Genomic DNA, 22,584 nt, shown 5'->3' with positions numbered 1-22,584 from the left:
CAGCGATTCACCATCGCTGTTTTTTAACATAGACATATTGCCAATGGGTTATTTTGTTATTTCGGTATAGTGTTAAAAATATAACAGCTGAGGAAAAAAGCAATGTCTCAACAAGATTATGAAAATGGCTTAAAAGTCCGTACAGAAGTGATGGGAGAAAGTTTTGTAAAACGCGCTCAAGATAACACTGTTCCTTTTACAAGACCTTTGCAAGACTGGATCAATGAGCATGCATGGGGTTCAACTTGGCAACGTGAGGGTGTTTTACCACGTAAATACCGCTCTTTGATTACCATTGCATTTTTAGTTGCGCAGAAAAGCCCAACCGAACTTAAAGGTCATATTCGTGGCGCATTAAATAATGGCGCGACAGTTGAAGAAATTCAGGAAGTATTATTACACAGCCTACCTTACTGTGGCGCCCCAGCGACACAAGAAGCATTTCGTGCTGCACTCGAAGTCATCAATGAATACCAAAAGGTAGATTCATAAACAATTAATGCGATCAAATTCTTCAATATAGGCCATGCTCCAACATGTTGCCTGTATTGCTGAGTTAATTCCAAAACACATTAAAACTATAAAAAAACTCATCTACTTCAAAGCGAACATGGTATCCCAACTGAGTTAACTCAGAAGAAAGCCCCCGAATATCCTCTAAAGCTAGATGTTTAGGTAAAACTGTAAAAACAGCAGTATTGCCCTGCTTGGCATTTTCTTCAATCATTTGAGCTAAACGAAATTTATATAGCTCTATATTTAAGTTAGAATTGGCTGCCAATTGTTTTGCGTCTTCAGCATGAATAAACATGATTAAATTTCCATATTATTGTTTTCCACGATATCACTACAAGATATAAATAAATATCGGAATACGCTGTATGCTTTATGTTCGAAAGCACATGCACAAAAATATACTCACGAAAAAATTTTTATAGCCATAAAAAGCTTATAAAATTCTCACACATATCTTCAGAATTAACTTGTATAAAAGTTTGAACATAAAAATTAAATTAAATCCAGTGCTTTATTTTGGTGGAATTTAATTTTTTGTATTTAAAAAGTAAATGATAATTGTTATTATTTACTTAATTTTTAACCTTTCTTATTTGATTGCCTATGAATAGCCAGACTGAACTCGATGTCCTAAACGCATCTGTTTCAACTCCGACTGTATCAACTCGAGCTAAATCCGCACACTCTCTCATACAATATCGCGTCATGATTGCCTACCGTTTTGCTCTGGCAATTCTTGGTGGTTACCTGCTTGCATCCATGTCCGCTATAGTGATTGCAAAAACATTTGCCGATTATCGTGCTGCCGCTGCAATGAGCGCCACACTTCTTGCTTTCTGTATTCACTGTGCCGCATTCATTTGGGTTTTTATGGTCAATAAGACATTAAAAGCCAGCTTAGGCATACTTGTTCCAAGTATCATTTTATTTGTCATTTATAAAATGATGGGGAATTAAGATGCGCGTAGATGCAAAAGTTGAAGGTCCACGCCAATCCATGTCATGGTTACATACATGGGCAAGCTTAATTCTTGGTTGGTTACTTTATGCAATTTTTTTGACAGGAACATTGAGTTTCTTTCAGTCTGAAATAACTGCTTGGATGAAACCTGAAATTCATCAATCTGTTCCAAGTGATTCTCAAGTACAGCAAACGCAGGTTGCTTTAAATTATTTACAAAAAAATTATCCTGATGCAGGTAGTTGGTCAATTCAATTACCCAACTCCAGACAAACCACAACTGAGTTAAATATCCGCAAAAAAGGTGAAGATCTACAAGCACGTCGTGGTGGAGAAAGAATCACCCTAGACAGTGCAACTGGACAAGTCATTGAGGCTCGAGATACGCGCGGTGGTGGATTTCTCTATCGCTTTCACTTTGAATTGTATGGATTTGATCGTATTTGGGCCCGTTGGATCGTCGGTTTGGCTACTATGCTGATGTTTGTGGCAATTATTAGTGGCATTATCACCCATAAAAAAATTTTTAAAGACTTCTTTATTTTCCGTTCCGGTAAAGGGCAACGATCTTGGTTAGATGCACACAATGCCACAGCTGTTTTTGCCCTACCCTTTCACATTATGATTACATTCAGTGGTTTGTTATTGCTGATGTTTATGTTTATGCCTTGGGGAATCAACCAAGTTTATAAAGATCGACAAGAGTTTTTTCAAGAAATGCGCGGAGGCGCAGTTCAGCAAAATAATTCTCGCAATAGAAATGTTGAAAATCGCTCAGTATCTGCAAATACATCCCAAGCTCGAGGCATCACTGAACAACGCTCACGAGGAGAAAGAGGCAAACAACATGAACAAGAAGCAGGATATCCTGCACCACTTACGAGCTTAACACCACTTATTATAGCAGCTCAGGCACAATGGAAAGAAAATCCAATTGCCTCTATTCAAATCCTTGCGCCAAATACATCCAATGCCACCATTGAACTTCGTGCTTTATATGCAAAAAGTGTGGTAGAACGTGGTGTTTACCCAATTTTGAAATTCGATGGTGTAACTGGTAAAGACATCAATGAAACTGTTCAAACAAAGAATGCATCTATCCCGATGGGAATTTACAATGTTGTGACTGTATTGCATGAAGCTCGAGGTCTTGATTTAACCTTCCGCTGGTTATTGTTCTTCTCTGGCGTAATAGGTACCTTAATGATTGCAACTGGACTTATTTTATGGTGTGTCAAACGTGCACCTCAACAACAAAAGCAAGGCTATAAATCATTTGGTTATCGTTTTGTTGAAGTGATGAATATTGCTGCTGTGATTGGACTACCTATCGCATGTGCAAGTTATTTCTATGCCAATCGTTTCATCCCATTTGAGATAGAAACACGTTTAAATTGGGAAATTCGTGCTTTCTTTATCGCATGGTTAGCTACGTTAATTTATGCAGCGATTCGTCCACACCGTCAGGCTTGGCTTGAGCTTCTAGCTTTTGCTAGTGTTGCTTTTGCACTACTGCCTATTGTCAACTTTACCACGGGTGGTCAAGCATTTTGGAACAGCATTGCCAATGACCAATGGATGATTGCCTCTTTTGATTTAATGACATGGGTACTCGCCATTTTATTTTTCTTGTCATTTTATAAAGTTAAAAAGCACAAAGGACTTCCTGTCAAAAAATCTAGAAATGCACCATCAAATAAGGAGATTTCAGCGTGATTTTCTTCTTACTGGTTTGGTCTTTGTCTAGCTTGGCTTTTATTGCACTTGCCAGTGCAATGTCAAAGCATCAAAAACAGATGTATGGACAGGAGTTAACAGCTCAACAAACACGACTCGCTTCTATTTTAGGTTGGACTTTACTGCTTATTTCACTGATCATTTGCGTAATATCAGGGCCGCTTAGTAGTATGCTCAGTTTTTGGATTGGCATTCTGACATTTTCAGCATTATTTGTGGGTGCCTTATTAACCTATTACAGTTTAAAAGTGAAATTTGTTGCCTGCTTTTGTGCGGGAATGAGCTTTGTCACCAGCGTGATCCTACTCATTTAAACTGTTTCAAAAAATCAGTTATACTCATAAGCCAATCTCTAGATTGGCTTTTTTTATCAAATTTATTGCTTAGTGTTGGTATTTTTATGTCTAAACCACTTTCAATCCCTTCAGAACTACTCAATCGTGCTGCAATGGGTAATCCAGCAGCACAATTTGAACTTGCTGAAATATATATGCAAAGTGAAGATGAAGATAACAATCAACTTGCAGAAGAATGGGCTCTTAAAGCAGCACAATTAGGCCATGTTGAAGCCATGTATTGGTTAGGTGAAGGCTATGCTTATTATGCAAAAGATATCCTTGAAGAAGATCCTAAAGAAGCCAAGGCTTATTTTGAACATGCCCACCGCTGGTTAGAGCAAGCGGTCAAACATCAACATCCTGCTGCGATTTTAGAGTTATCCAATTTCTATCGCCGTGGGGATGTGGTTGAAAAGGATCTGGTGAAATCAGTCGAATTGGTTGAGCAAGCAGCAAAACTGGGTGAAGTTCAAGCCATGCGTGATCTTGTTTGTATTTACGAACACGGGATGGGGGTTGATGTTGATGAAGAAAAAGCTGATTTTTGGGCTGAAAAAGCCAAGTCAGCTGAAGACACTTCTGTATAATTGATAAATTTCAGCCCACATTAGTCAAACCACCTAATTATTCATATAAATGATTGCTATCAAGTCATTGATCATAAATAAAGCTTATATTTTTGTATGAACTTTTAGAACTGTTGGTTATCAATTCATTTTTACTTTTGAATCCTAGATGGTGATCCTACCGTGGGGCGACATGGATGTCGCCGTTGGGCGGGGGTATATGAGCAAAAATAAAGCACTGCTTTGTTTGCAGCGCAAGAGCCCTGTTAAACAAAAGATTTTTGTCATCTTTTGATCTCTGAAAAGTGAGGCATCGCCTACGCAAAGCTATTTAAACTTTGAATGTAAGGTGTGGCATTGCAAACTTTTTTATAATCAAATAATTTATTTTTCCATGCAATTGATTTAATTAAAAATATTTATTAAAAGAAACTATATTCTTGTGTCTAAGTTTTTTGACATGTTGACTATAGAATGAGCTTAAATTTGATTCACTAATTTAATTACCTAAATGCACAAAAATTACATCTAAATCTTGTTTAGGTACAAAGTTTTTCTCAACCATTTGGAACTGTGTCGGACTAATTTTATTGACTTTACCTTTCCAGCAAAACGATACCAACTCTCCCGGATCACGTTCAATGATCAATTTAAAATTTTCGATCGGTTTTGCCCAATTTGCCCCAGTAGTCAAAATATAACTCAGTGCATTAAAAGGCGAATGTTCCGACTGTGCTTTTTTCAAGCCTTTCTTAAAATTACTGTCCATACAAAATTGTTGATTATATTCATCTGGATATAGTGCAACCGAACCACCCACTAAAGGTTTATATTGATGTTTGACCTGTGTAATTGAATTGGCTTTAAAAGTTTGCTTCCAGCTATAAACCACTTGTGAAGACCAGTTGATGACTTCGTCTGGATTTTTAGGCAAAATACTTTTTACTTTAGGGTTTGAACAGCCTTTTAGTTTCTTTTCAAATATCCCATATTCATCAGTTTTGCGATTCCAAGGATTTAACATTTCAGTTTGTGAAAAGCCACATTGCTTAAATAACTCAGTGACATCAATTGCTTTAGACTTTTCATCTCTTTGTATAAATGTCTGCACATGCATTGTCGGTTGAACCGCTTTTCCATTAACCTGAATTTTAAAACTTTTTAATAATTCCTCAGTATGGGCAAAATCGGATTCAAAAGTATTATCAACGCGTGGTAAAGGGAATAAAACAGTTTCAGTAATATCTTGATTACTGAGGTTTTTAAATTGATAATCAACCTTAATTAATTTTTTACTAATGAATAAGTCTTCACGTTGCATTGCAATATTTTTATTTTTAAGGTACTCAATTCCCCCTGTTCCCACATAGCCCGTAGAGTCATTAGCAAAAGCAGATGTCGCTGTCAGAATCGATGTGATCAATACGATTTTTTTCATTCTATTTCATCCAAATCAGTTAATCTAAATCAGGAAATTCTATTGTTTGATAATGCACACAATAAATGGATTCATCAAAAATAATATTTGTAGCAATCTGTTTGATAATTTGTTCTTGCAAAAGAATTTCTTTTTCTAAAACTTCATTCCAATAGATTGAGTTTTCTGAAAAATTCTCATAATAATCCAGTACTTCAATCATAGCATTAAACAAAGCCACTAAATACTGGCTTTTGTTTTGATTTGATACCATCAAGAAAAACGCATCCAAAGAAATCACTTCAATGGCCTCTAATTCCTCATAATCATCGGCATATTCATCTACAGAATCATTTGATTGTCGAATTCTCTTTTGATAATCAATTAAATTTTCTTGATCAATATCATGAAACAATTGTTTTTTATCAATTTTTATTTGATAATTTTGTTCAATAGAAGATTGAAAGTTTGGTAATTTTTCATAAAAAGCAAAAATAGCTTTCACTAAACTTTTCCGCTGTTCAAGAGAAGCCTGCTCAATGGCTTGCCTCAATGCAAAACTATGCTGATCAATTACTTTTAAAATATCCATAAACTCACTGTCCCAATATTTACTTTTCAAAACCGAAACCACGTCACAGAAAAAGCAAAGTACTTTTGATCGTTAAAAATACTGCAATCCCAGATACATGCCTCAGTGACTTAGCAACCATTAAAAAGCATCATCTTGATTTTATTTTTGTTTATAGATCAATAAATACGGATCTTATTTTTGCATAGATTCTCTATTTAAAAACAATTCTATCTTTTAGTTGAATATTAACCAACTACATTTGAACTCTATTAAAATCTAGGTACAATAGTCGCCAGTCGAGGGATGCTGCGACTTTTTCACAGGCACATAAATGTGAAATCGCTAGGCTCGACGATTCGGTCAGACTTTCGTGCTGGTCAACAACGGCATCCGCGAACTGAATGATCAATATTTTTTTAATATAAAGGAGATCGTGATGAACGCGGTTAATGCTTCATTTACAGATTATAAAGTTGCAGATATTTCCCTAGCTGACTACGGTCGTAAAGAAATCAAACTAGCTGAAGCAGAAATGCCAGCATTGATGGGCTTACGTAAACGCTATTCAGCAGCAAAACCACTTGCTGGTGCAAAAATTCTTGGTTGTATTCATATGACCATTCAAACTGCTGTTTTAATTGAAACACTGGTTGAATTAGGCGCGGAAGTACGTTGGACTTCATGTAACATCTTCTCAACTCAAGACCATGCAGCAGCAGCAATTGCAGCATCTGGTGTTCCAGTATTCGCCTGGAAAGGTGAAACTGAAGAAGAATACATGTGGTGTCTTGAACAACAAATTAATGTTAATGGCACGCCTTGGGATGCCAACATGATTCTTGATGATGGTGGTGATTTAACTGCTGTTGTTCATGAAAAATACCCTGAACTTATTGCTAAAATCCACGGTATTACAGAAGAAACCACAACAGGTGTTCAACGCTTAAACGAAATGTTTCGTGATGGTACTTTAAAAGTTCCTGCAATTAACGTGAATGATTCGATCACGAAATCTAAAAATGACAATAAATATGGTTGCCGTCATTCATTAAATGACGCAATCAAACGTGGTACAGATATGTTGTTATCTGGTCGCCGTGCGCTTGTGATTGGTTATGGTGATGTCGGTAAAGGTTCTGCTCAATCACTTCGCCAAGAAGGTATGATTGTCCGTGTAACTGAAATTGATCCAATCTGTGCAATGCAAGCATGTATGGACGGTTATGAAGTTGTTTCTCCATATAAAAATGGTGTACAAACAGGTAAAAAAGAAGATATTAATCTAGACCTTCTTCAAAATACTGACTTGATCGTGACGACTACGGGTAACTATCACGTATGTGATTCTGCAATGTTAGATACATTAAAAGCTGGTTCAGTTGTATGTAATATCGGACACTTTGATACTGAAATCGATACTAACTATTTACGTGGTTATAAGTGGGTTGAAGTTAAGCCTCAAGTACACCAAGTGTATCGTACAGAAAATGAAAATGATTATCTGATTCTTCTTTCAGAAGGTCGTTTAGTTAACCTTGGTAATGCAACTGGTCACCCTTCGCGAGTGATGGATGGTTCTTTTGCAAACCAAGTATTAGGTCAAATGCACTTATTCGCAGAAAAATTTGCTGATCTTCCAGAAGATCAAAAAGCAGCACAGATCCGTGTTGAACTGATTCCTAAGAAGTTAGATGAAGAAGTTGCTGCAGCAATGGTTGCTGGTTTTGGTGGTGTATTGACGCAATTGACTCAAGTTCAAGCAGATTACTTGGGCGTTGCAGTTGAAGGTCCATTTAAATCTGAGGCTTATAAGTACTAAGTTTTAATCCCCTCTCCCTAGCTTTCTCCCTAAGGGAGAAGCAATATTCATTTACTGATTAATGAATTAAAAGCTAAGTCCTCTCTTTTTAAGAAAGGACTTAGGAGAGGCTAAAACAAATTAAAAAAGTATGAATAAAAAAGGATTTAACCATGACCAAACGTGTTCCAATTTCGTTTGAGTTTTTCCCGACCAAAACTGATGCAGGGGCGGAAAAACTTAAGCTTGTTCATCAAGAATTACAGCTTTTAAATCCAGAGTTTTTCTCGATTACTTATGGGGCTGGTGGTTCTACTCGTGAGCGTACACTAGCCGCAATTGCTGACTTTAATGGTAAAGGCACACCTGTTGCCCCTCACCTTTCATGTATTGGTGATGATAAAGTACGTATTGCTGAATTACTTGATATCTATAAGGCTCAAGGAATTGATCGTATTGTTGCGCTTCGAGGTGACTTACCTTCTGGTCAAGTCGGCCTAGGTGAGCTTCCTTATGCGACTGATTTGGTCCGTTTTATTCGTGAATACTCAGGTGATCATTTTAAAATTGAAGTTGCAGCATATCCTGAAATGCACCCACAAGCTGACAACTTTGATGCAGACATCAAGCACTTTGCTGAAAAAGTCAAAGCAGGTGCAAATGCAGCCATCACTCAATTTTTCTTTAATCCAGATGCCTATTTCTATTTTGTAGAGCGTATCCAAAAGCAAGGAATCGATATTCCTGTTGCGCCTGGCATTATGCCAATTACCAATGCAAACAATTTAATCCGCTTTGCAGATGGTACAGGTGCAGAAATTCCACGCTGGATTCGTAAGCAACTGGCGACCTATGGTGATGATTCTGAAAGTATCAAAGCCTTTGGCCATGAAGTTGTAATCAAACTGTGTGAACGCCTTATTGCCGGAGGTGCACCAAGTTTGCATTTCTATAGCATGAATCATACTGAGCCAAACCGCCAATTGGTACTTGATCTCGGTTTAGCTTAAATCAAAATTGCATCATCCACTTGTGAGTAAAACTGCATGCCCCGCTTTTATATTGAAACTGATTTAGCTGTCGAAACTACGGTTGAACTCACTGAAACAGTATTTCATCATTGGGTCAAAGTATTGCGTGCACAAGTCGGTGAAATAGCCACCTTGTTCAATGGACAAGGTGGCGAATATGAAGTGACTTTAACAGAGGTCGCCAAAAAATCGGCCGCTGTTAAAGTCATTTCGTTTAATCCAAACAATCGTACCCCTGCTTTTACAGCGCTTCTCGGACAAGTAATGAGTAAGGGAGATCGTATGGATTATGCGATTCAAAAAGCTGTTGAATTGGGTGTATTTCAAATTCAATTACTGACGTCAGAACGCTGTGAAATGCGCTTAAAATATGATCGAGATCAAAAGAAGTTAGATCATTGGCAAGGTATAGCGATTGCAGCTTGTGAACAGTGTGGTATGAATATTGTTCCAGAGATTTTAGCGCCTATCAGCCTAAATGAGTGGATAAAAACTGAATTGCCCGAGACTAGATTTGTCCTTGCACCTGAAAAAGAGCAGACTGATGTACTCAAAGGAATTAGTCCAAATATTGCCCTTTTGATCGGCCCTGAAGGCGGTTTAAATGAAGCTGAAATTGATCAGGCAAACCAATCTGGATTTAAAAATTGGTGCATTGGTGAACGTATTTTAAGAACTGAAACTGCCCCTGTCGTTGCTTTGTCAATTTTGAATTATCAAAGCTTTAAAAAGTGATGTATGTCATGTAAAATAATTGCAAATTGGATGATTTCACAGTATTTTAATCCCAAAGAAACTATTAATTAGCAAATTTTAAATAGTTGCTCCGTTAAACCTACACATTCTAAAAATAGCAGAGGTGCAAGCGCTAATGAATGATGTTCAGGAAGAGCTTCTTTCATATGATGTGAATTCTTCGAACATCAGAAAGATAACCAAAGATATCCGGATATTTTTTATTTGGGTATTTTTTACGTGCATCTGTGACGCTTTACTTTATATTTACTTATTTGATACGTCTTCAGAGCTATTAAGCAGTTGGTTTATTGTCACTGTCTTATTTGTATTATCAGCCTGTTTTTTCTCCACCTATCTCTTACAGCAAAATAAAATTCAAAAATTTAAAAATATTGATCTTTTTTTTCAGTTTTCGTGTTTAATTTTAGGAAGTTTATTTGGGATTGGCGTTTATATCATCAATTTAGAATTTATGATGATGCCAAATCGGGTTGACCCATTTTTTTCATTTCTTTTATCCAGTTTTTTATTAAGTTTTTCATATGTTTTGGCAATGAATTTTCTAAACCAAAAATTTAGTTATTTTATTGCCTTATTTGTTCCCTCTGTAATCCCAATACTGACAATCCCCCTGCTTTTCCCTCAAAATACCAACGAAATCTATAGTACCATTTTCATTATTTGGTTTTCTTTACTATTCTTTAGTACTTATGCCTCACATAAAATTTATATTAATGCAGAAATATTAGAACTCAAAAATAAGTTTTTATTTAAGCAATCGCAAGAACAGCTTGGAAAATATACAGACCTTGAAATACAACTTAAAAATGAAATCTTAAAAACACAGGTCATGAAAAGTGAATTGCAACTACATAATCATTTATTAGAACAAAAAGTTAAAGAACGGACTTTTGATTTTAAACAGATGAACGATCGTTTAGAAAATCATCAGGCCAATTTAGCTTTTGCACATGAAACTGCCGGTATTCACTCTTGGGTCTGGAATATTGAAAAACGAACTTTTGAGATCTCTGACTCAAAAAGCGGTGCCGAATTTAAACAACTCAATCTAAAACACAATAGTGTAGATGAATATGTTCATCCTGATGATATTGCTAATTATAAAACAACTCTCAAGCACCATCTCAAAGGTAAAACTGAGCGTTTTGAAGCAATCTACCGAGTTAAACGAGATAATCACTGGTGTTGGATTCAAGACATTGGCAAAGTGGTTTCTAAGAATATCAATAACAAACCGCTCAGAATGGTGGGTATCCAACGTGACATTCAAAAAGAAAAGACTGACCAAGAAAAGTTAAAACTCGCAGCAAATGTTTTAGCCCAAGTGGCTGAAGGTGTTTTCATTTTAGATAATAATTTATGCTACTTAGAAGTAAACCCTTATTTTGAAAAACTCTTAGATTACAAACAACACAATATCGTTGGAAATCATCTATTTGATATTACGATCAATAATAACCCACGTACTCAGCAAATGTATAATGTGATTACCCAAAGTTTAATTCAAAAGGGAGAATTTGAATCTGAATTGCAAATTGATTTTACCTCTGGGAAAAAACTCGCACTTTGGGTACATATCAACGCAATTTATGATGAAAAAAATAAATTTTCCAATTATGTGGGCATTATTACTGACTTAACTGATCGAAAAAAACAAGAACAACGACTCTCGTATTTAGAACATTATGACATTCTCACCGATTTGCCAAATCGCTTTTATTTTAAACAACAACTGCATAATTATTTAATTCACTATTCTGATTCATTTAAAAACTTTGCGGTTTTACGCATCAACATCGACCGTTTTAAATTATTTAATGAATTTATGAGTCATAAAGAAGGTGATGAGTTATTAAAACAAGTCGCTCACAGGTTAAGATTATGTTGCCCAAATGCCTCTCTCATTGCCTATTTAAATAATGATGATTTTGCTGTGATCTATAATTTAAGTAGTAATAACATTAATATTCATCAACATACCCAACATATTTTAGATGCATTTAAACAACCTTTTGATGTTAAAGAACAAGAACAAACCATTACGATCTCAATTGGCGTTGCATTATATCCAGAGCATGGTTTACAACTCGATAGTCTCATTGGCCACGCAGAATCAGCATTACATGAAGCAAAGCGTTTAGGTGGAAATACTGTATATTTTTATTCTAATAAAAAAACACCTCTACTCAACCAAGGTATTAATTTAGAAAATGAGTTGAGAAAAGCGATTAAACACAAAGAACTAACCGTACATTATCAACCTAAAATTTGTGTTAAAACCCACCGTATTTATGGTTTCGAAGCATTAGTGCGCTGGCAACATCCAAGTTTGGGTTATATCTTGCCAGATATTTTCATTCCACTTGCTGAAGAAACTAGCCTCATTTCAGATATTGGCTTAATTGTATTACATGAAACTTGTCAACAAATACAGCAATGGCAATCGCTCGGTTTTGATCATTTTAGAGTATCGATTAATATTGTTGCTCAACAAATCTACCGTGGTCAGTTGGTTAAAGATATTGATTACGCCCTCAAAAAATATAACATTTCGGGGGATATGCTTGAATTGGAACTCACTGAATCATCTCTATTTGATAAATCTGAAGAAGTCAATTTTCTCTTACAACAATTAAAAGATCGCCATATTTCTATTTCTTTGGATGATTTTGGGACTGGTTATTCATCTTTAGCATATCTAACCAGTTACCCTTTTGATATTTTAAAAATAGATCGAGCTTTTATTTCAAAAATCGGACAAGAAAAAGATGAAGCCATCGTCAATGCGATTATTGCAATGGGCAATGCAATTGGTATTACCTTGGTGGCTGAAGGTGTTGAAACAAAAGAACAAGCGTTATTTTTAGAAAAACATGGTTGTTACATTTTACAAGGCTTTTATTTTTCTAAAGCATTGTCATCGGCAGACAGCACAAAATATTTGGAACAGCATAAACTTATAAAGATTTGTTAATTTTTTTAGACTTTATATCTATTACTTTGTTTGAAATAACTATTTTTTGACTGTCGGTATCGCTCAACAAATGTTATATTCGATTAAATTAAGTCAAACCACCAGCCTCGCTGGAACATGTAATAATCGAGATTCAGATGGATGATCAATCTTTAAAACAGCAAGCCCTTTACTATCACGAATTTCCAACACCAGGAAAAATTAGCGTTACACCAAGTAAGCAACTTGTCAATCAACATGACCTTGCGCTTGCTTACTCGCCAGGTGTAGCAGCGCCTTGTTTAGAAATTGAAAAAGACCCTTCAAAAGCAGCCCTTTATACTGCTCGTGGTAACTTGGTTGCAGTGGTCAGTAATGGTACAGCCGTTTTAGGTCTAGGTAATATTGGTCCATTAGCATCTAAGCCTGTAATGGAAGGTAAAGGCGTATTATTTAAAAAGTTTGCTGGTGTAGACGTTTTTGATATTGAAATTGCTGAAAATGATCCAGATAAAATTGTTGATATCGTTGCAGCTTTAGAACCTACTTTTGGTGGTATTAACCTCGAAGATATTAAAGCACCAGAATGTTTTTATATTGAGCAAAAACTTCGTGAACGCATGAAGATCCCTGTGTTTCATGATGACCAACACGGTACCTCAATTATTGTAGGCTCAGCTCTTCTCAATGCTTTACAATTAAATGGCAAAAAAATTGATGAAATCAAGATTGTTGCTTCGGGTGCAGGTGCTGCAGCGCTTTCTTGTTTAGACTTGCTGTGTGCAATTGGCGCTAAAAAAGAAAATATCGTGGTTGCTGACTCACGTGGTTTATTGACCACTAAACGTGAAGGCTTGGATGAGTCTAAAAAACGTTATGTACAAGATATTGAAGGAACTCAACTTGCAGATGTCATTGCGGGTGCAGATATGTTCCTTGGTCTTTCTGCGGCAGGTATTTTAACCAAAGAAATGGTTAAAGTGATGGCAGTTGATCCAATCATCTTTGCGCTGGCAAACCCAGATCCAGAGATTTTACCTGAACATGCACATGAAGTACGCCCAGACGTGATTATGGCAACTGGTCGTTCAGATTATCCGAACCAAGTAAACAATGCACTTTGCTTCCCTTATATCTTCCGTGGCGCCTTAGATGTTGGTGCTACGACGATTAATGAAGAAATGAAAATTGCCTGTGTACATGCGATTGCTCGTATGGCACATGTTGAAGCTGATGCTGCATCATATGGGGAAAAATCTGCATCATTTGGTCGTGATTACTTAATTCCGCGTCCTCTTGATCAACGCTTAATTCTTGAAATTGCCCCTGCTGTTGCACAAGCTGCAATGGATTCAGGTGTTGCAAGTCGCCCAATTGCGGATTTCTCTGCTTATCGTCAACGTCTATCTGAATTTGTTTATAATTCAGCATTGATGATGAAACCAATTTTTGCACAAGCGAAAACAGCGCCTAAACGTATTGCATATGCTGAAGGTGAAGATCTTCGTGTATTACGTGCGATCCAAATCGCAGTAGATGAAGGTTTAGCACAACCTATTTTGGTCGGTCGTACTGCAGTCATTGAAGCAAATATCAAAAAATTAGGTTTGCGTCTTGAGCACGGCGTAAATATTACCATCGTGGATCAAGAAAAGAATCCTGATTACGATAAGTTTGCAGATGACTATTACAACTTGATGCAACGTAAAGGTGTAACGCCTGAGTATGCACAACGTGAAACACGTCGGCGTTCTACCCTGATCGCAGCTATGTTGGTTCGTCACGGTCTTGCCGATGGTATGCTATGTGGTACTTATGCAAGTTATGATATTCATTTAGACTTTGTTAGAAATGTGATTGGTTTAAAAGAAGGTCGTAACAACTTCTTTACGCTTAATGCATTAATGCTTGAAGATCGTAATATCTTTATGGCAGACACTTATGTAAATACCAATCCTACTGCTGAACAGCTTGCTGAAATGACTATTTTAGCTGCTGAAGAAGTTCGTCGTTTCGGGATGACGCCAAAAGTTGCATTACTTTCGCACTCTAGCTTTGGTTCAGATCAAAATGATCCAAGTGCACAAAAAATGCGTAAAGTATTTGAAATCTTGACTGAAATCGCACCTGAATTAGAAGTAGATGGTGAAATGCACGCAGATGCTGCACTTGATGAAAATATTCGTCATTTTGCATTTCCAAATTCACGCTTCAAAGGTTCAGCGAATTTGTTGATTATGCCAAATCTTGATGCGGCAAATATTTCATTCAACTTATTAAAATCAACTTCAGGCAACAATGTGACCATTGGTCCTATCTTGCTTGGTGCTGCTAAACCTGTTCATATTTTAACACCTACGGCGACAACACGTCGTTTGGTTAATATGACAGCTTTAACCGTTGCTGAGATTCAACAAGCTGAAGGCTAAGCCTTATTGTCAATTTAACATCAATAGCTCAGAACTTTAGTCAATCACTCAAGTTCTGTACTTGAGAAAACCTCTATTCTGTTGCATGATGGCAGTAAGAATAGAGGTTTTTTCATGCAAGTTTATTTAGTAGGCGGTGCCGTTAGAGATCATTTACTCGGTCACCCCTATCACGAAAAGGATTATGTTGTTGTTGGCGCTACGCCAGAACAACTTCTTGCCCAAGGTTATCAACCCGTTGGGAAAGATTTCCCTGTGTTTTTACATCCTAAAACAAAAGAAGAATACGCCCTCGCCCGTACTGAACGTAAATCGGGACATGGTTATCATGGATTTGAGTTTTATACCGATCCAGATGTCACATTGGAAGAGGATTTAATTCGTCGTGACTTAACCATAAATGCTATGGCGATGGATGAGGCAGGTCAAGTGTATGATCCTTATCATGGTCAAGATGATTTAGCACATAAAATCTTACGCCACGTTTCAGACGCTTTTGCAGAAGATCCTTTACGTGTACTACGTGTGGCTCGTTTTGCTGCTCGTTATGCACAATATGGTTTTCGTATTGCCGATGAAACACTTACATTGATGCGCAAACTGGTTGAATCTGGCGAATTAGAAGCACTGACACCTGAACGCGTATGGAAAGAAACCTCTCGTGCTTTAATGGAACAGCATGCAGATGTTTACTTTGAAGTCTTACGTGAATGTGGTGCATTAAAAGTGCTCTTTCCTGAAATAGATGCCCTGTTTGGCGTTCCACAACGACCTGAATATCATCCTGAGATTGATTGTGGTATTCATACACTGATGTCTTTACAGCAAGCATGTAAAGCCAATTACTCTTTAGATGTGCGTTTTGCTGTACTAGTACATGATTTAGGTAAAGCTTTAACCCCAAAAGATGAATTACCTCGTCATATCATGCATGAAGAACGCGGGATTCAGCCTGTCACAGATGTATGTGATCGTTTACGAGTGCCTACTCAAACGAAACAGCTTGCTCTAGCAGTATGTAAAGAACACTTAAAATGCCATCAGGCTTTTAGCTTAAAAGCAGGCACTTTATGGCGTTTGTTACAGCGTTTAGATGTGTTGCGTCGCCCTGAACGCGTTGAAGCTTTTGCACAAGCTTGTGAATGTGATGCTAAAGGCCGTTTAGGCTTAGAAAATCGCGAATACCCCCAAGCACATTACCTATTAGATGCAATGAAAACCGTACGGACGATTAAAGCATCGGATTTGCCCTCGGATATTCAAGGTCCTGATATTGGTGAAATGTTAATTCAAAAACGTATTGAAGCGATTGCTCATTTAAAGCATGAGTTAGGTCATCATCATCATACGGTTTAAAAAAATGCCTCTCAGCAATGAGAGGCGTTTTATACATAGTTTTTTCTATTAAATAATATCCAAGCATTCGTTAACCATAGCATTCATAAATACCAGCAGCCAATAGTCCAAAACAACTTTATATCAAGACACATCCGCAGGAAATGTAATCACCCTTTCCAACTTGATTTGGTTCATCACCACCATTAACAAACGATCAACTCCCAAAGCAATACCCGCACATTCCGACATATTCGGTAAAGCAGCGAGCAAATACTCATCGATTGGCATCACATATAAGCCCAGCTTTTCACGCTCTGCATTATCTGCTTGAAAACGACTACGCAAAACCTCAGCATCAATTAACTCATCATAGGCATTGGCAAGTTCTAACCCTTCAATATAGAGCTCAAAACGTGCAGCAACTAACTCACCGTCCTCATCCAGTTTGGTCTTTGCCAACGAGGCCAATTCTGGTGGGAAATCAGTTAAAAATACCGGCGTATCAAAACCTAAACTTGGCTCAACCATATGAGAAAATAACAAATCAATATAGGCTAAACGATCATCACCCAAATCAAGATTGAGCCCCACACGCTGTGCTGCATCTTTTAATTGTTGCAATGTTGCTTGCAGTGGATTCAAGTCCAAACGATCGATAAATGCATGTTTATAACTGAGTACGGTTGGTCGAACTTCACCAAAACGTTCAGCCAAAACCACATTTAATAAATCAGTGACTTCTAGCATCAAATCTTTCAAGCTGAATTGCGGACGATACCATTCCAACATGGTAAATTCACTATTGTGCTTACGCCCATGTTCATCATCTCGAAAAACTTTACAAATTTGATAAATCGCACCACTACCACTCGCCAATAAACGCTTCATGGCAAACTCTGGTGAAGTTTGTAAATAATGCGTTTGTTTTTTGCCATGTACATGACGCTGAGCCTGTACAGAAGCCAGATGGACATCAGTTACACCCGCTTGAGACAAGATCGGAGTTTCAACCTCTAAAACATCACGCTCAATAAAAAATTGGCGAATTTGTCTATAGAGTTTTGCTCGTGCTTTAAGCGCCTGAATATCACATGTTGGTTTAAAATCTATGCTCATGCTTTTGGCCCTCCATGAGCAGCCCATTCACGGCGCAAAGGATAAGTTTTACGAAGGTAATCAAAGGCTTTTTGATCCACCTTGCCGTCCTTTAAGCAATCTCTTAAATTTTCATCATCTCGCTGAATATTGTAAATTTCAGCTAAGTATTTTTTTAACGTTTGTTTAATGTTATTGCCATAAAAATATTGTTCGCATGCTGGTAATTGTGATTCAAATTTCTTATGTGCGGTATAGGCAAATGTTTTACAAAATGCGTCATAAATCATCTGAGTACCACGTGCTTTACCTTCCAGACTGTAACCTGCAATATGTGGCGTCACGATTGTAATTAAATCCAGTAGACGTTGTGAAATCTCAGGCTCATGTTCAAAAACATCCAACACCACTTTACGACGTGTTTTTAAGATATCTGCCATTAATGCTGCTTCTTCAACAACAGCACCACGCGCTGAATTAATTAAAATGGTTTCTGGCTGCATTAGCGCCAATGCATTAGCATTGATTAAATGATGTGTTGCAAACGGCCCTGTTTGGGTTAAAGGCACATGTATGCTGATCGCATCGGCTTTCTTTAATAAAGCGTCAAATTCAACTTGCTGAACATTTTCTCGTTGTACCAAGGGATCATAGCCAATTACATTCCAGCCCAACAACTGAGCCATATATGCTAATCGTGTTCCCACATTGCCTAGACCAATAATGCCTAAAGTAAACTTTTTCCCTAAATCTAGAAAATCCTGATTGAGATGCAATAAAGCTGTAATCACATATTCTGCAACGGCTTGTGCATTGCAACCTGCTGCATTTGACCATGCAATTTGATGCTTTTCTAATGCTGGAATATCTAGATGATCTGTACCTATGGTTGCACTACCGACAAATTTTAGTGCTGTATCTTGGATCAACTGTTCATTGACTTTTGTTATAGAGCGTACCAATAACGCATCTGCATCATTCACATCATGATGAGTCAAATTGCGTCCTGCTGCTTGATGAATGGTTCCGAATTCTGAAAAGAAATATTCAGTAAATGCTAGATTTTCATCTGCAACAATTTTCATAGCGTCATCCACAAGTTTAACTGCCGCTATGATAAACCTTTGAACCATTTAAGACTATGCAGTTCACACATCAAATCTTTTAAATATGGCATAAAAAAACCCGCAAGATGACTTACGGGTTTTTAATTCTGAATATTTGTTTAGAACAGACGATTCATACCATTCAATGTTGCAACACGATAGGCTTCTGCCATTGTTGGATAGTTAAATGTCGTTTCAACAAAATACTTAATGGTATTGTTTCCACTTTGCATCACTGCTTGTCCAATATGGATAATTTCGGCCGCATTATTGCCGAAACAATGCACACCCAATAATTCTAAGGTGTCACGATGGAATAACAGTTTAAGCTCGCCGACTGTATCCCCGGTAATTTGCGCACGTGCCAAATGACGGAATGATGCTTGTCCAACTTCATATGGAATTTTTTCAGCAGTTAACTGGCTTTCAGTTTTACCAAAGAATGAAATTTCAGGAATAGTGTAAATCCCCGTTGGAATATCTTTCACTGGTTTAACATTTTCTTCGCCACTCATATTTGAACCAGCGCAACGACCTTGGTCATATGCTGCAGAAGCAAGTGATGGCCAACCTACAACATCGCCTGCCGCATAGATATTTTCAACTTCGGTTTGATATTGGTCATTTACCGCAAGTTGACCACGGCTATTTGGTGTAATACCTACATTTTCAAGACCTAAACCATCTGTATTTCCTGAGCGACCATTACACCAAAGAATGGCATCAGCTTTAATTTTTTTACCGCTTTGCAAATACAATACTACATGATCATCAAATGTTTCTAAATGATCAATTTGCTCATTGTGACGCATCAACACGCCTTGTTCACGTAAGTGATAAGACAATGCATCAGCAATTTCATCATCAAGATAACTGAGCAACTGATGCTGTGTATTGATCAAGTCAACTTTATGGTCTAAACCAATAAAGATAGATGCATATTCACAACCAATTACACCCGCACCATAAATAATAATTTTATGAATTGGATAATCTAAATCTAAAATTTTATCTGAATCAAATACACGCGGATGATTAAAGTCTAAACCTTGTGGGTGATAAGGACGGCTACCTGTGGCAACCACAAGCTGTTTGAAAACTAAAGTTTCTTTAACACCATCTTCGCTAAAAATAATCACCGTGTTTTTATCTTGGATATATGCGCGACCGTGAAATACATCGATGTGGTTACGGTCATAAAAACGTGAATGTGTATCAACTTGCTGTTGAATCACTTTATGCGCATTACGTAAAACTTGCTTCATAGTGAATTGTTTCCAATCCCCTACTTTTTTAAACATTGGATCACGTTGGTAACGGATAATACTTGAAACTGTCTGACGTAAAGCCTTACTTGGGATGGTGCCGACATGGGTACAGTTCCCACCAAGTTGCTCACGAATATCTACAATTGCAACACGCTTACCCGATTTAGCAAGCTTCATTGCCGCGCCTTCACCAGCAGGACCAGAGCCAAGTACGACCGCATCGTATTTCACAAATTTCCCACTAACGACTTCTTTCTTACGTGGCATTCAAAGCTCCTTATAGTAAATTCAGTCTATATCTTGTCTTATGCGATATTATGACCTAAACCAAAACAATTTTCTGTATTTCGCATGCATATATTCTGTGATAACGACATTTAGTATATGAATAGTGTTTTTGCCCTATCTTTTTGCATTTCCGCTATAATGAGCATAATCTCCCCCGTAGAAAACAGTGGAAAAGTTGAATATGTCAGAGAACCGTAAACCAGAACAGGGTGTCAAATTACGTGGCGCGGAAAAAGTTGCTCGTATACCTGTAAAAGTTATTCCGACGGTTGAAGCACCACGAAAGCCGGATTGGATTCGTGTCAAAATGGCTGCGCCTGATGAAGTTCAACGAATCAAAACCACTTTACGTGCACAAAAACTACATACTGTGTGTGAAGAGGCGGCTTGTCCTAACCTTCCAGAATGTTTCGGTGGTGGTACTGCAACTTTTATGATCATGGGTGATATTTGTACCCGTCGCTGCCCGTTCTGCGATGTTGCACATGGTCGTCCAAATGCACTTGATCCAGATGAACCTCGTCATATGGCAGAAACCATCGCCAATCTCGGTTTAAAGTATGCAGTGATTACCTCTGTAGACCGTGATGATCTTTTAGATGGTGGTGCGCAACATTTCGTTGATTGTATTCAAGAAGCACGTCAACTCAGTCCAAAAACACTATTAGAAATATTGGTTCCAGATTTCCGTGGTCGTATGGATATTGCACTGCGTATCATGACTGAATGTCCACCAGATGTATTTAACCATAACATTGAAACAGTACCTCGTCTCTACAAAGCGATGCGTCCAGGCTCAGACTATCAACATTCTTTAAACTTGTTAAAAATGTTTAAAGAGTACTGCCCTGACGTGCCAACAAAATGTGGTTTGATGGTAGGTATTGGTGAAACCGAAGAAGAAGTGATTGCCCTGTTAGATGATCTACATGCACACGGTGTTGATTATGTGACAATCGGTCAATACTTGCAGCCTTCTAAAGAACATGCACCAATCGACCGTTTTGTCACACCAGAAGAATTTGAACGTTATACTGCACATGGTCACAAGCTTGGTTTCAGAAATATCTGGGCTGCACCAATGGTTCGTTCTAGCTATTTTGCAGATCGTCAATATTATGGTGAACCTGTTCCAGTGGTACGCCGTAAAGTTGATCCAGCGAAAAAAATTGCTGTACAAGCCATCGAAGCTTAAGTCATTGTTCAAAAAATTTAAGCGTCAAAAAAGCACTCTATATTGAGTGCTTTTTTACAGATATTTTTGATTTTTAACGACACTTCCCTGTAGTTTTACCTTCAACACTACTCATACTGCTTTGTAGTTTCGTCAGTGTGGAACATTGTAAATTTCCTGTAATCATTGATTTATTTAAGCTCAATGTTGATGAAACCTGACCTGCAAGCACATCCCCCTCAACAGAAGAATTAACCAACTTTAATACTTTGGCTGTATTGGCTTGCACATTTCCACTCACTGAAGAGTTGTTTAAAATCAAACTTCCACCATTGAGTACATTCACGTTCCCTTCAACGGATGTACTATTTAACGTACATGTTGCACCTGCTGGAACAGTTAAGTTTGCCACAGCATTATTGCTGATTGTACTTGAACAATTTGCAGCAAATCCAAGTGGAGCTACGCCTAAACCACATGCGATTGTGATGAGCCTTAAGAAACGCTTTTTCATTGACATTATCCTTTTGTATTATGAATTTAGAATAAACTTATTGTTGGATGATTTTAAAATATACAGTCAGAAAGTTTAATGACAAATATGTTGATTTCTTTTAACTGGGAATCATAAATATAAAAATGGATGATACTTTAGCTTATTTGCCTCATTTTACTGTTGTTGCAGATTTCGGTCGCCAAAACCGAACCCTACACAAAATATATTTGGGATATTGATGATTAATATAATTTTACATTTTTTTAACGGCAATGCTTCAACTTGACCTTAACATAGAGATTTTAGTCTTAGTAAAAAACATGATGAAAAAATTAATTTTAGCTGTTTCGGCAACCCTATTTTCTGGGATTTGTTTTGCCCAAAACCCATTAAGCGTACATGTATTAAATCTTGAAAATGGCTTACCTTCAAGCAATGTTAAAGTCATTCTTGAAGCGCAACAAAAAGATAAATGGGTAAAAATTAATGAAGGAAGCACAGACAGTAATGGGCGAATTTTATCATTGTACCCTGAAAATAAAGCATTAGATAAGGGTGTATATAAGGTTACTTTTCAAACAGGCGAGTGGTTTAAACAGAACAACCAACGTGCTTTTTTTCCAGAAGTTCCTGTGGTATTTGTGATTGATGGAAGCCTTGAACATTATCATATTCCACTGCTGATTAGCCCCTATGGATATTCAACATATCGTGGTAATTGATTGATCATATCAAGTTAA

At 37.3% G+C, this 22,584-nt stretch carries 20 protein-coding genes; 13 read left to right on the top strand and 7 right to left on the bottom strand.

Annotation, left to right across the window (positions count from 1 at the left end):
- The first annotated feature begins 102 nt into the window (after positions 1-102).
- Positions 103-492, top strand: a complete 390-nt coding sequence (locus AC4CVF_RS03200; RefSeq protein ID WP_336951688.1) for a carboxymuconolactone decarboxylase family protein — start codon at positions 103-105, stop codon at positions 490-492.
- A 64-nt stretch (positions 493-556) separates the two neighbouring features.
- Here the strand turns inward: AC4CVF_RS03200 and AC4CVF_RS03195 are convergent, their stop codons facing one another.
- On the bottom strand, positions 557-811 hold the full coding sequence (locus AC4CVF_RS03195) for a hypothetical protein (protein ID WP_336951690.1): 255 nt from the start codon (positions 809-811) through the stop codon (positions 557-559).
- 308 nt (positions 812-1,119) lie between these two features.
- Here AC4CVF_RS03195 and AC4CVF_RS03190 point away from each other — a divergent pair, with 308 nt between their 5' ends.
- The 4 genes from AC4CVF_RS03190 to AC4CVF_RS03175 all read left to right on the top strand — a co-directional run bounded on the left by AC4CVF_RS03190 (position 1,120) and on the right by AC4CVF_RS03175 (position 4,139).
- Positions 1,120-1,473, top strand: coding sequence for a hypothetical protein (locus tag AC4CVF_RS03190; RefSeq protein ID WP_336951692.1), 354 nt, complete (start codon positions 1,120-1,122; stop codon positions 1,471-1,473).
- A gap of 1 nt (position 1,474) precedes the next feature.
- Positions 1,475-3,193 carry a PepSY-associated TM helix domain-containing protein gene (locus tag AC4CVF_RS03185; protein ID WP_490788862.1) on the top strand — a complete coding sequence of 573 codons (1,719 nt, stop codon included), beginning with the start codon at positions 1,475-1,477 and terminating at the stop codon, positions 3,191-3,193.
- Positions 3,190-3,528 (top strand): DUF3325 domain-containing protein, encoded by a 339-nt coding sequence (locus AC4CVF_RS03180; protein WP_336951695.1) that lies wholly within the window; start codon positions 3,190-3,192, stop codon positions 3,526-3,528. Before AC4CVF_RS03185 ends, AC4CVF_RS03180 begins: the two co-directional genes overlap by 4 nt.
- Positions 3,529-3,614: 86 nt before the next feature.
- Entirely contained in the window at positions 3,615-4,139 is a 525-nt protein-coding gene (locus AC4CVF_RS03175; RefSeq protein ID WP_336951696.1) for a tetratricopeptide repeat protein, read from the top strand.
- A gap of 478 nt (positions 4,140-4,617) precedes the next feature.
- Here AC4CVF_RS03175 and AC4CVF_RS03170 read toward each other — a convergent pair whose 3' ends face one another.
- Positions 4,618-5,556: a DUF4424 family protein gene (locus AC4CVF_RS03170; protein WP_336951697.1), complete on the bottom strand. Its 939-nt coding sequence runs from the start codon at positions 5,554-5,556 to the stop codon at positions 4,618-4,620.
- 19 nt (positions 5,557-5,575) lie between these two features.
- Entirely contained in the window at positions 5,576-6,127 is a 552-nt protein-coding gene (locus AC4CVF_RS03165) for a hypothetical protein (protein WP_419327189.1), read from the bottom strand.
- 418 nt (positions 6,128-6,545) lie between these two features.
- Here AC4CVF_RS03165 and ahcY point away from each other — a divergent pair, with 418 nt between their 5' ends.
- From ahcY to AC4CVF_RS03135, 6 genes are all read left to right on the top strand, one after another.
- On the top strand, positions 6,546-7,928 hold the full coding sequence (gene ahcY, locus AC4CVF_RS03160) for an adenosylhomocysteinase (RefSeq protein ID WP_004717024.1): 1,383 nt from the start codon (positions 6,546-6,548) through the stop codon (positions 7,926-7,928).
- Positions 7,929-8,080: 152 nt separating this feature from the next.
- Positions 8,081-8,917, top strand: coding sequence for a methylenetetrahydrofolate reductase [NAD(P)H] (gene metF, locus AC4CVF_RS03155; protein ID WP_336951701.1), 837 nt, complete (start codon positions 8,081-8,083; stop codon positions 8,915-8,917).
- A 36-nt stretch (positions 8,918-8,953) separates the two neighbouring features.
- A complete protein-coding gene (locus tag AC4CVF_RS03150; protein ID WP_419820190.1) occupies positions 8,954-9,673 on the top strand; it encodes a 16S rRNA (uracil(1498)-N(3))-methyltransferase in 720 nt (239 codons plus the stop codon).
- Positions 9,674-9,809: 136 nt separating this feature from the next.
- Entirely contained in the window at positions 9,810-12,671 is a 2,862-nt protein-coding gene (locus AC4CVF_RS03145) for a sensor domain-containing protein (protein ID WP_336951704.1), read from the top strand.
- A 137-nt stretch (positions 12,672-12,808) separates the two neighbouring features.
- Positions 12,809-15,079, top strand: coding sequence for an NADP-dependent malic enzyme (locus tag AC4CVF_RS03140; protein ID WP_336951706.1), 2,271 nt, complete (start codon positions 12,809-12,811; stop codon positions 15,077-15,079).
- Positions 15,080-15,193: 114 nt separating this feature from the next.
- Positions 15,194-16,435 (top strand): multifunctional CCA addition/repair protein, encoded by a 1,242-nt coding sequence (locus tag AC4CVF_RS03135; RefSeq protein ID WP_419327185.1) that lies wholly within the window; start codon positions 15,194-15,196, stop codon positions 16,433-16,435.
- Positions 16,436-16,558: 123 nt separating this feature from the next.
- Here the strand turns inward: AC4CVF_RS03135 and epmA are convergent, their stop codons facing one another.
- The 3 genes from epmA to sthA form a co-directional block, all read right to left on the bottom strand.
- Positions 16,559-17,533 (bottom strand): EF-P lysine aminoacylase EpmA, encoded by a 975-nt coding sequence (epmA, locus tag AC4CVF_RS03130; RefSeq protein WP_490774321.1) that lies wholly within the window; start codon positions 17,531-17,533, stop codon positions 16,559-16,561.
- Positions 17,530-18,597 carry a 4-phosphoerythronate dehydrogenase gene (locus AC4CVF_RS03125; RefSeq protein WP_336951712.1) on the bottom strand — a complete coding sequence of 356 codons (1,068 nt, stop codon included), beginning with the start codon at positions 18,595-18,597 and terminating at the stop codon, positions 17,530-17,532. The genes epmA and AC4CVF_RS03125 overlap by 4 nt, the downstream gene beginning before the upstream one ends.
- Before the next feature lie 140 nt (positions 18,598-18,737).
- Positions 18,738-20,153 carry a Si-specific NAD(P)(+) transhydrogenase gene (gene sthA / locus AC4CVF_RS03120; RefSeq protein WP_004717049.1) on the bottom strand — a complete coding sequence of 472 codons (1,416 nt, stop codon included), beginning with the start codon at positions 20,151-20,153 and terminating at the stop codon, positions 18,738-18,740.
- A 202-nt stretch (positions 20,154-20,355) separates the two neighbouring features.
- Here sthA and lipA point away from each other — a divergent pair, with 202 nt between their 5' ends.
- On the top strand, positions 20,356-21,369 hold the full coding sequence (gene lipA, locus AC4CVF_RS03115) for a lipoyl synthase (RefSeq protein WP_004717052.1): 1,014 nt from the start codon (positions 20,356-20,358) through the stop codon (positions 21,367-21,369).
- Positions 21,370-21,442: 73 nt separating this feature from the next.
- Here lipA and AC4CVF_RS03110 read toward each other — a convergent pair whose 3' ends face one another.
- Positions 21,443-21,862: a hypothetical protein gene (locus tag AC4CVF_RS03110; RefSeq protein WP_419359465.1), complete on the bottom strand. Its 420-nt coding sequence runs from the start codon at positions 21,860-21,862 to the stop codon at positions 21,443-21,445.
- A 302-nt stretch (positions 21,863-22,164) separates the two neighbouring features.
- Here AC4CVF_RS03110 and uraH point away from each other — a divergent pair, with 302 nt between their 5' ends.
- The gene (gene uraH / locus AC4CVF_RS03105) at positions 22,165-22,566 is read left to right on the top strand and encodes a hydroxyisourate hydrolase (RefSeq protein WP_419327183.1); all 402 of its coding nucleotides are present in this window, start codon (positions 22,165-22,167) and stop codon (positions 22,564-22,566) included.
- Positions 22,567-22,584 lie beyond the last annotated feature (18 nt).

This window comes from Acinetobacter sp. LipI_19, assembly GCF_058242925.1.
Note: the sequence above shows the minus strand (reverse complement) of the source record. Positions and strands in the feature narration are given on the sequence as shown.